The organism is Methanospirillum sp., from assembly GCF_035560735.1.
Lineage (GTDB): Archaea > Halobacteriota > Methanomicrobia > Methanomicrobiales > Methanospirillaceae > Methanospirillum.
Map to the genome: position 1 here is coordinate 1 of NZ_DATMYY010000126.1, position 10379 is coordinate 10379.

The 10379-nt window shown below is 46.6% G+C and carries 9 protein-coding genes; 7 read left to right on the forward strand and 2 right to left on the reverse strand.

The genetic code is table 11. The features are described from left to right. From VN429_RS03965 to VN429_RS03990, 6 genes are all read left to right on the forward strand, one after another. Positions 1-922, forward strand: a 922-nt coding sequence (locus VN429_RS03965) for a HAMP domain-containing protein (RefSeq protein WP_325630025.1), incomplete at its 5' end; no start/stop codon positions are given. A 19-nt stretch (positions 923-941) separates the two neighbouring features. Beyond that, on the forward strand, positions 942-1175 hold the full coding sequence (locus tag VN429_RS03970; RefSeq protein ID WP_325630027.1) for a hypothetical protein: 234 nt from the start codon (positions 942-944) through the stop codon (positions 1173-1175). Further along, positions 1172-2803 (forward strand): response regulator, encoded by a 1632-nt coding sequence (locus VN429_RS03975; RefSeq protein WP_325630029.1) that lies wholly within the window; start codon positions 1172-1174, stop codon positions 2801-2803. Before VN429_RS03970 ends, VN429_RS03975 begins: the two co-directional genes overlap by 4 nt. Beyond that, positions 2800-5670: a methyl-accepting chemotaxis protein gene (locus tag VN429_RS03980; RefSeq protein WP_325630031.1), complete on the forward strand. Its 2871-nt coding sequence runs from the start codon at positions 2800-2802 to the stop codon at positions 5668-5670. Before VN429_RS03975 ends, VN429_RS03980 begins: the two co-directional genes overlap by 4 nt. Positions 5671-5796: 126 nt before the next feature. Further along, positions 5797-6720 carry a phosphate ABC transporter substrate-binding protein gene (locus VN429_RS03985; protein WP_325630033.1) on the forward strand — a complete coding sequence of 308 codons (924 nt, stop codon included), beginning with the start codon at positions 5797-5799 and terminating at the stop codon, positions 6718-6720. A gap of 724 nt (positions 6721-7444) precedes the next feature. After that, complete coding sequence (locus VN429_RS03990; protein WP_325630036.1) at positions 7445-8344, forward strand: hypothetical protein; 900 nt, start codon at positions 7445-7447, stop codon at positions 8342-8344. 140 nt (positions 8345-8484) lie between these two features. On the opposite strand, the gene VN429_RS03995 is transcribed toward VN429_RS03990, so the two are convergent. Further along, complete coding sequence (locus VN429_RS03995) at positions 8485-9414, reverse strand: hypothetical protein (RefSeq protein ID WP_325630039.1); 930 nt, start codon at positions 9412-9414, stop codon at positions 8485-8487. 216 nt (positions 9415-9630) lie between these two features. Between VN429_RS03995 and VN429_RS04000 the strand changes: the two genes are divergently transcribed. Next, positions 9631-10092 carry an HNH endonuclease gene (locus tag VN429_RS04000; protein WP_325630041.1) on the forward strand — a complete coding sequence of 154 codons (462 nt, stop codon included), beginning with the start codon at positions 9631-9633 and terminating at the stop codon, positions 10090-10092. A 56-nt stretch (positions 10093-10148) separates the two neighbouring features. Here VN429_RS04000 and VN429_RS04005 read toward each other — a convergent pair. After that, the coding region (locus VN429_RS04005) for a hypothetical protein (protein ID WP_325630043.1) at positions 10149-10379 on the reverse strand (231 nt) is incomplete at its 5' end.

Below are 10379 nucleotides of genomic sequence, written 5' to 3' on the forward strand. Positions count from 1 at the left end.
ATTCAGAATTATTATTGATCCAGCATTCTCATCATCCCTTCATGAAATACCAGAAGCATCCTCTCACAAAAAATGCCCCTCTGCAGCCTGGGTGCATGGGAGGATCAGCATGACGTCCATGATCAATTCAATCATGACAAAACTCACCGCTGGTTTTGTTATCCTCGTTCTGGTTATATCAGGGCTTACCTTCCTCTTCACCTATGGAGCATCTTCAGGAAAAATTCAGGAGTCAACCCAGCAGGAACTGCTGGCGCTCGCTTCAATAACAGCTGCGGATCTGAATGGTAATGAGATTGCCAAGTTGCAGCCAGGTATGGAATCTGAAGTTCTGTACATTATGAATGCAGAACAACTCGCAAAAATGGCAAAATCAGATCCTGATATTGTCAAGATATATACTCTGCGTAATGGCAGTTCAGGCATAGAATATGTTGTAGACTCCGGATACAACACAGGAAAACGAAATTTCAGGATTGGCTATGTGGAATCTACACCAACAGGGGCGATGAAAGATGCTTTCTCTGAAAGACAGGTTGAACCTGAGTTTGTAAATCGGCCCTGGGGAACCGTTCTTGCAGCATATGCCCCGATAAAAGATGCAAAAGGTCAGGTTATCGGGATTGTCGGCGTTGATATGGATGCAGGAGTGGTTCAGGGCAGAATGAACTTTGTCGGACAGACGATCTATATCATTCTGGTCCTTGGAATTATCTGTGCCGGTCTGATTATCGCGGTTTTTTCGCGGACAATGATCAGGGATATTCACATCCTTATCGATTCTGCAAACCGGATAAGCAGGGGAGAGACAGATGTAACGATCTCAATATCACGCAACGATGAGATCGGTGAGTTAGCCTCCTCGTTCAAGCGAATGGTCACCAGTCTGAAGATTCTCATGCATCAGGATTATCAGGAGTGATCATACCTGGTGGAGCATTATGACCACGACTTCAGACACCGTCCTTGCGATCGCGACCGAGTATCTCGGACCGGCAGCGATCACCCTCCTTGAACGTCAGACCAAATTTCACATGAGCGGACTTACGTTTAAGGATCTTGAACCGTCACATTGTGCCGACCTCTCAAAGTGGGTGGGCATCGCATCGGCCATGTTCATCGAGCAGGACCAGGCACAGGATCTTGCAGACAAAATAAAAAGAGTAGGAATATGAGAACCTTTCGGGAGCCCGGTCATACCCATATCCTGCATCTTGATGATGAGCCGATCATTCTGGAGATCACCAGGATGTATCTTGAAAAAACCGGGAAAATCTCTGTTGATACCACTACAAGCCCACAGGAAGCCATAAAAAAGCTTTCCTCTTTCAGGTATGATGCGGTTGTATCAGACTACGAGATGCCTGTCATGGATGGGATCGAGTTTCTCAAAGAGATCAGAGACTGTGGGTATGATCTTCCCTTCATCCTTTTTACCGGAAGAGGTCGTGAAGAGGTCGTCATCAGGGCTTTTAACAACGGTGCCACGTTCTATCTTCAGAAAGGCGGGGATCCCGGCTCTCAGTTTGCAGAACTTGCAAAAAAAGTTCTTCATGCCGCCGGACAGTACAGAACAAAGCAGAAGATCCACCACCTATACCAGATATTTCAGGCACTCCGTGAAGTATCAGGGACCTTGCATGGCGATGAGGAGATCGAGAGAAAACTTCAGAATGTATGCAGGATCATCTCTTCAGGCCGTGGGTATCAGAACGTCCGGGTTGTCATTTTTAACCGGGATGGAGGTGTCAGGTCAGTGTATCATGCAGGCCTTGAAAATCGGATCGATGATCTCATCACCTATCTCAAGGCAGGTAATCGAACTTCCTGTACCCGCCGTGCCATTGTGCAGAGTCTTGAACCGGTGATCTGTGAGCCTAATCAGACCTGCATTGATTGCCCGCTCTATCCTGACCATCAGGGGCAATATGCCCTGACAATGCGGCTTGAGCATGCCGGTGAAGTCTATGGAGTACTTTCTGTCACCCTTTCGGGTGATTACGCATCCGACCCTGATGAGCAGGCCATGTTTTCTGAGTTGTGTAGTGAGATTGCGTATGCTATCCATCACTATGCTCTTGAAGAAGAGCAGACTGCGATGGAAGCATTAATGGGGACAAGCAGGAAATTGCACATTATTAATAGCATCACCAGACATGACATCAGGAACCAACTTACCATCCAGATGAACTCGTATGAACTCCTGCTTGAGTGTGCAGAGGCTACCCCCGAGATTAGGCCGTATGTTGCTGCGATTGGCTCAAGTATAAACAGCATTCATGAGCATCTGGTCTTCTCTGATGTGTATCAGAAGATAGGAATTCAGAGACCGAGATGGCTCTCTGTTGGTGCTATAATAGAAGGGATCACCTGCTCACACGAGTTTGGCGATCTTGCGATTCTACACTCTACCGGAATGGTTGAGGTCTATACTGATGTAATGTTTGGCAAAATCATCAGCAATCTGATAGAAAACGCAATCATGCATGGGAAACGGGTCACTACTGTTAGGATCAGTTTCATGGAGGAGATTAATGGCGGTGTTCTGGTCGTTGAGGACGATGGAGTCGGGGTGCCAGATGATCTCAAGGAGAAGATCTTTGAACGCGGGTTCGGGAGCAACACTGGTCTTGGGCTCTATTATACAAGGGAAATTCTGGGAATCACCGGGATGGGTATTACAGAGACCGGGCAAAACCTGAAAGGTGCAAGATTTGAGATCCATATCCCGAAGAAAGGGTACCGCGTCAGGAACGGACCTGATGTATCCGGAAGGATCTCCCTGCCGGTGAGCGAGGGATGAACGCAAATAATGCAAGTTCATCAAGACCTGGCGATCTCGAATCGCTGATCCGTCTTCTCACTTCATCGTCAGAGAATCATACCGACTGGAGTGAAGAAGTCAGGGTCTTTCCGTCTCCGATTCTTGTCTGCGACGGTATGCTGACCATCCTTGGTGCAAATGACGCATTCTATATCTCATCAGGGTATGCGTCTAGATCCTTGAGTGGCAGTCATCTTAGGGACATCCCGATGTCACTTCTGTCAGGTGAATCTGTCTGGGATGCTGCTCTGATGAGAAAACCCGCAAGCGGTATTGTTGAGTTTAGGTTCCCATCCAGGTCTGATTTATATCAAACCACTGCCCTGCCTGTGATGGATGAAAAAGGGTCACTCATCTATCTGCTGCTTATCCTGGCCGAGATAAGAGAAGATGACGATCTCCCTTCATATGATAGAATCAGACGTTCCTGGACAGAACATGCAGAAATACTGATTGAATCTGACGGAACCATCCTCTCAATATCCCCTCTGGCTGTATCATATCTTGAAGTAGATCCAACTACCTCTCGTGGAATAAAGCTACAAACCCTTTCTCATTTTCAAGCAACAGAAATCCCTGGTGATCAGATTCTGGAGAAGATTCTTGCTGTCAGGGAAGGGGATGAACCAGTGTCCTTTCTGGTATCAGGGCCACGTTCTTTCCTTGTGCAGGCTGAAAGAAGGATGATTCCTCTTCTCAAACGCCCTGTTTTCTACCTCCTGATAACTCCTCTTCCTTCCGGGATATCTTCCATTCCTGACGGACTTTTAGAATTGTGTTCGTTAATTGACAGTACCATGGATCCTGGTGCCTCTGATCTGCAAAAATGCTGCCAGACGGTCAGGCAGCTTTGCACTGATATTTCAGGCGGGCATCAGATGTGCGGTGGTCACCAGAATCTCAGTGATCTATTGTCACAGGTACAGGGTCTTATATCTGAACGGGCTCTCCTTCAGGATGTTATTCTCTCCTCTGACCCTGCAATTCCTGATGATGCCATAATGGGCACACGGACGCGGATGGCTTTACTTATGATAGAGTCTTTTCGCCATGATCTCGGTATTCATCCCGGCGGTTCGTGTTCTAAACCGGCCGTTTCTTACACCCCTCTTAACCTAAATGAGTACAGGGGATTGTTTGCAGATATTGGTGCAGTTTTTAATGAGGCACTCATTCAGTCCAGGGAGGAGGAACGTGCTCCAGAACAGTCAGGAGAATCATTGCATCATGAGATATCCAATCTCTGTAAGCAGTTTACATCCGGTGATCTGTCTGCCCGTCTTGATCCTGGTCAATTTCAGGGGGATGAACAGGTTTCAGACCTGGTATTGGATATGAATCAGATGCTCGACTCGGTGGAGGCCCAATACAAAGTACTAGCGACAACCATCGAACAGTTGAAAACCGGCTGGATTCCGGTGTCAGTTGGAGATATTCCTTCTGGTCCGTTTGAAGGGATGATCAGGGATCTGGACGATGCACTGAGTTCACTTCAAATGATGATTGCAACAGTGGAATCGCTCACAATGTCAGTGATGCAGGGTGATCTCTCGACACGTGGTGATCTCTCTGGTCTGTCAGGATACTATCAGGCACTGGTAACCGGGATGAACCGGATGATCGGACTTATTCATGCCCCGCTTGAAGAGGTCAGGAGGGTGAGTGGTGAGTATGCCCTTTGCAGGTTTGAAGCACGAATGGATGAGAAGATCTCCTATCCTGGAGATTTTGAGAGCCTGAAGGAGTCTCTTGATGCAATAGGCATCTACTGTCAGGGTGTGGTCAGTGAGATTGACCGTGTGTGCAGCGGATATGCTGCCGGAGATTTCACGAACAGGATGGGGAGAAAGCTTGAGGTAACTGGTGATTTCGTCACTATCAGGTCGTCTCTTGACAACATAGGGGTCAGGATATCTGAAAGCATTCTGGATCTTAAGAGTACATCCACCACCATGAACAATGAGGCTGATCTCATGAGGGAAGGGATAGCTTCGGTGGCAGGTCAGGCAGAGACGCTTGCTGCTTATGCGTATTCCGTTTCAGAACGAGCCGGTCAGGTTGGAACTGAAGTTCAGCAGATGATAAAAGGGACTGATGCTGCAATGCACTCCCTTCGGGTGATGACATCAAAATCTGAATCTGTGGCAAATATCTCATCCAGGGCTGATGAAATTTCTTCCCGGGGGATTGAACTTGCAGGAAAGAGCAGAGACGGTATGGATGCAATATCAGGTGCAACCGAACTCATTGCTGCAAGAACTGTCAGGATCCAGGAGGAACTGGGTAGGATCCGCAAGATTATAGGGCTCGTCACCGAGATTACAAGCCAGACAAACCTGCTCGCAGTTAATGCCGCAATAGAAGCTGCCCAGGCTGGCAACGCAGGCAAAGGATTTGCAGTCGTAGCTTCTGAAGTTAAACGTCTGGCTCTTGATTCAAAGACTGCACTGGTGGGAATATCAGATACTCTCCAGTCACTGAATAAGGCGTTTGAAGAGGTGAGGGACGGGGTTGATGGTGCACGGAATGAAGTAAAAACACGGAGTATCGCCGTAAGAGAGATGGTAAACCTGTTTCAGAATATGTCCTGTGAGATAGGGACCATCGCTACTATGAGCAGAGAGGTAGTTCAGGTTGCTGATGAGCAGGAAGAGATGATTCAGATCCTTGATAGACGTGCACAGGTAATTGGTGATCTAATGAAGGAGACAACAAAAGACGCTGATGCATCATCACAGGCATGTAATGAATCCTGTCGTTCAGTTGAGGAAATATCTCTGCATATCGAGACTGTTACGGGTCTTGCAGGTCGTATTCATTCTGATATCAGCAGGTTTAACGTCTGAATGTATCTCAATAGATCTCTATAGGCATCAGATGAATACATCTTCATCCTTTCTCTCTATGGTGTATAGCGGGAAAGCCCATGAGCACTCCGGTCAGAGTGGTATGAACCCCACGAGTGTTGGAGTATGATGAATTCAAAAACCGCTATGTTAGGATGTATTCTGATTGGCCTTCTTCTGTGCTCTGTCCTGATGGCAGGCTGCACTGGTAACTCTTCAGGCCAGACCGAAAAGAAAGTCACCACTGCAAACACTACCGCTGCCGCACAGGCACCGGCTACTGCAAAAGCCACATCAGGCGGATCAGTTCTTACGGTTGCCGGATCGACCACTGTCCTGCCTGTAGCAGCAAAGGCTGCAGAATCATATATGGCTGCTCACCCTGGTATCGATGTACAGGTAACCGGTGGAGGATCTGGTGCAGGAGTTAAGGCAGCAGGTGAAGGAACTACCATGATTGGAATGGCTTCACGTGACCTCAGCGCTGATGAGAAGACAAAGTACCCTGACCTGAAGACTCACCAGATTGCTATCGATGGTCTGGCGTTCATTACAAATCCGAAAAACCCGATTCCATCCCTGACCCTTGAACAGGTCAAAAAGATCTATGATGGAAACATCACAAACTGGAAAGATGTCGGAGGAAGTGACGCTGCAATCGTTGTTGTCGGCCGTGATAGTGCATCAGGTTCACGCGACTTCATGACCTCATCTGTAATGAAGAACGCAGATTATATCAAGACCCAGCTTGAGAAGAACTCGAATGGTGCTGTCCAGCAGACCATCGCCCAGACTGAGAATGCTATTGGATATGTAGGACTTGGATATATCGATTCCAGTGTTCATGCAGTTCCCGTCTCGGTGAACGGAACAACCGTCACTCCAAGTATCGAAACGGTAAAAGCAGGTACCTATCCGCTTGCACGTCCTCTTTATCTCCTGACCAAGGGAGAGCCTTCCGGAGATGCAACAAAGTTTATTGCATTCATTGACAGTCCAGACGGACAGAAACTCGTCACTGAAGAAGGTTTTGTAACCCTTACCAAGTGATCTTTTAAGTTCCCTCTTTTTTTCAGGATTACTGGTAAGAATGATGAGAACAAGGTTAGATTTCACTTTTCTTGATTCCGGGAAGTGGCCTCTACAACATTGAGTTACGAGGTTCCCATGTGAACCCCGAAGGTGTTCACCTAATTGGTGAGGAAGAATATACCCTCCCCGTCACAATTAACAATACAAGCGCATCAGGCAACATGGATTGTTTCTCTTCCACTGATAATTATTCAATACTCCTGGTATTCTGCAAAAGCAACCTTGTTAAAAGGTGCTCATGTTTCTTCCAAGGGACAGTTCAATGCAGTACCGTGAACTGTTGAAGATCCAGCAAGCCTAAACTATCTGATTACAATCATTCCAGATGCAAACCCCGGCAGTGACTTTTCAGGCAGATTCATAAAATTATACGGCAGTGGGATCCGGTATTCTGCAAAAAACTCATATTCAACCTGGAACAAGACACTGCATCAGTTACTGTTGAAATAAAGACTTAAGGAAAGCCTTCATATGTAAGAGAGGCTTCTAGGGAGAATCCTTACCCCTCATTGTTACATGGGGGTAACGGGTTATTTCGGATGAAAACCATCTATATGCACCCTCAATTCATAGAAATATCCTACGCTGGTCACCAATGTTTATCTATATATAATCTTTCGATGATGTCGGTTGTTCATTATAAGAAACGATTTATCGTGTATCCGCCTATGAGTACAAGTTGATGCTGAGAGTATCGGCAAATATTGTAGGAGTTAGAATGAGATTCTCTATTGCAGCACTTATAGCAGTGGTTGCCCTTGTGGCAGTAACCGGTTTTGCAGCAGCAGACCGTCTGCCCAATGCAACCCCTGAAAACCAGGTTTTCTCAATTGATACCGTTATTGATGTTACTGGAGCAGTCGACGACAAGACCACTATGTCTTGGGTAATTGCAAACCCCGGCTCTATTCCAACCGGAATTCTGAAGGCAGGTCAGTCTGTCGCTGATGTCACATTCCGTGACTCCATACTCACTAATGGTGGAAAGCTCGCAGAGAACAAGAACTTCGATTTCAGCTCAAAGAACCAGGCAAGCGGCCTGTACAACATTGAGCAGCAGAAGGTTCTGACCTACGCCAGCACTGAAGGTGCACACCTTGTCGGCGAGGAAGAGTACACTCTCTCCGTTGCAGGTAACTATGGAAGTAGCGACAGCAACATCCGTTGTGTCTTCTCACAGGCAGACAACAACAACCTTCCAGCATTCTGTAACATCGTTTCTGCCAAGAGCAGCCTTGTCAACGTGAACAGTGCTCAGATCTCGACCAAGGGTCAGATCCGTGGAGTTGCAGCGACCGCTGACGTTCCAGCAGCTCTGAACTACCAGATAGCAGTCACTCCTGATGCAAACTCAGGCAGCGGCTTTGCAGAGGGTACCGTAAAGACCGTCTTTGCAGGCAGCATCATGGAAGCCCGTGATGGTGGCGACGCCAACTATGCATTAAATGGTGCTAATGGTGGCGCATCTGCAACCTGGAACAAGACCTCAGCAACCAACAGCTGGAAAGACACTACTGAAGTGACCGGTGGCATCAAGACCTTACAGAAGGCTTTCGCCTACCAGTCCGGATTCAGGGTATAATCTCTGAATTAAAACTTTCCATGTTCTTTTTTTTTAATTGCTTAACAACACTGATTTCGGTTTTGTTGAAATGACGGATGTTTCCAGTTTATAAAAAGAGTTTCAGGTCTTCAGGGAAAGGTTCAGGCATTTTAGTACCGTTACCTGATTAGTGTTCCTTGGATGAATTTCATTCCACTCAAAATCTGCTTCTCCGACCCATTGATTTCACCGCTACATTCAATTCTGACTTCTATGTATGGGGTGAGTGGGCCGGCTGCGATCTTTGGTCCCAAAATTTCCTGTACCTGATAAAGGCCAGCAGAGTTCGACATCCGGATAGTGATTACTATTGGAATATCCTGTCCCTGTTCTATCTGCACGGTGTCGATAGATAACGCAGATATTGTGTGAATAGAAACCCTCCCCTGATCATAGGCAGTTCTCGCTCTCCCTGTGGTCATGTCGGTTGCATCTCCTATACAGACTGCTCCGGCTTCAATGGTGAGGGGTTTTGGATCTCCATGATGAGTGTAGATGGATCCCAGAATGAATGCCCTGACTCTTGCCATTCTCTCCTGATCTTCATAAATCTGTGGGAGAATTCGATCGAGGATGGGACTTGCAATAAGGAGGCTGTGTGAAATATGATCAGTTCTGTGAACCTCATTCCCTATATCGTGACATAAAGCAGCTGTTAGTACTATCAAAAAGGCATCATCAAGATCACCCATCCCTGAGTTAATGATATCGGGAACAATACCTCCGGCAATGAGATATTCGAGTATCTGAAGAGCAGATGCAGTTGCAACAATGGCATGCACTCTTCCGTGGTCATTCATCCCAAGCTTCTCGACTGTTATGTAGTTTGCACACTCCCAATGAATTGCAAGGTCGGAATCATGGGAGAGAAGATCCCAGGCTTTATTGGCTTTAAGCCTGCTTCTCACAAGGTTAGCAATAAGGGAGATTGATCGTTGTCTGATCTCTTCTTCTGAGAACTCTGATTGGGTATTGCTATGGATATCGTATTTGTCTAATCCACTCAATTCTGAAATGATTGGGGAGAGCGGGGTGGAACTGCTGTCCATGGTGATACTCATGTTGATATCTACAAGGTTGTTTCTTACCGAATTTATGGTAATATCAGCATCTCTATATTTTTGCTATGCCACATCTGGGCATAGTGGTTAAAATTCTCACTCAAATATGGTTTATGTGAGTGATGCTACTTTATGTCAGTCTAAAAAGTCTGAAGATATTGTCTTTAGGAAAAATCTATATATTTTTGAAAACGATGATCAATTATGGTGGATTCAGACACCATTTCTGGTCCTGCCGGGCATCCCTGCCTCTGGTGTGGAAATATGACCGGATCACGGAAGACGTACTGTTCTGATATCTGTGAAAGGCGGTTTCTCACCTGGCTGGAAACTGAACCTGCATCTGTCAGGGGAAGCAGGCCGCCATTCTGGAATCTTATCCGGCGTCAGGCCCTTGAGCGGGATGGACACCAGTGCCAGATCTGTGGCAATACTGCAGAACTTTCGGTCCATCACATAGTTCCTCTTTCTGAAGGTGGTGATTCAACACTCCACAACCTCAGAGTACTCTGTCATTCATGTCACCAGAAAGAGCATGGGCGGCATACGTCGATTGTCAGAAAAAAGAAATTCCGGATAAGGATACGACACCAGCCAATGTATATTCCTGCAACTTTCTTTGGAGACTGGATAAGACAGTCGGGAGGGGAGGTTTATCCGTCATAGAACTTCCAAGCACAGAATTATGGCACATTTTTTAAAATTGTGGCATAACAATTTTTTTAGTGAGAAGATCCTGCACAACCCTCAAGGTGTCGTGAAAAATTAGATATTCTGTCCCTGGTCATCAGGATGATCACCTTGTTTGCAGAATGGAGTCCTGAAATCTTTTTTGCCCTTATGGGGGGTATGGAAAAAGCCTCTCTATCATCAACAACGAGGTCAAACACGTTTTGGATATCGATGTACTGGTCGATGTCAGGATTTGAGTCCGGGGGGTGGGGCAGACAGTC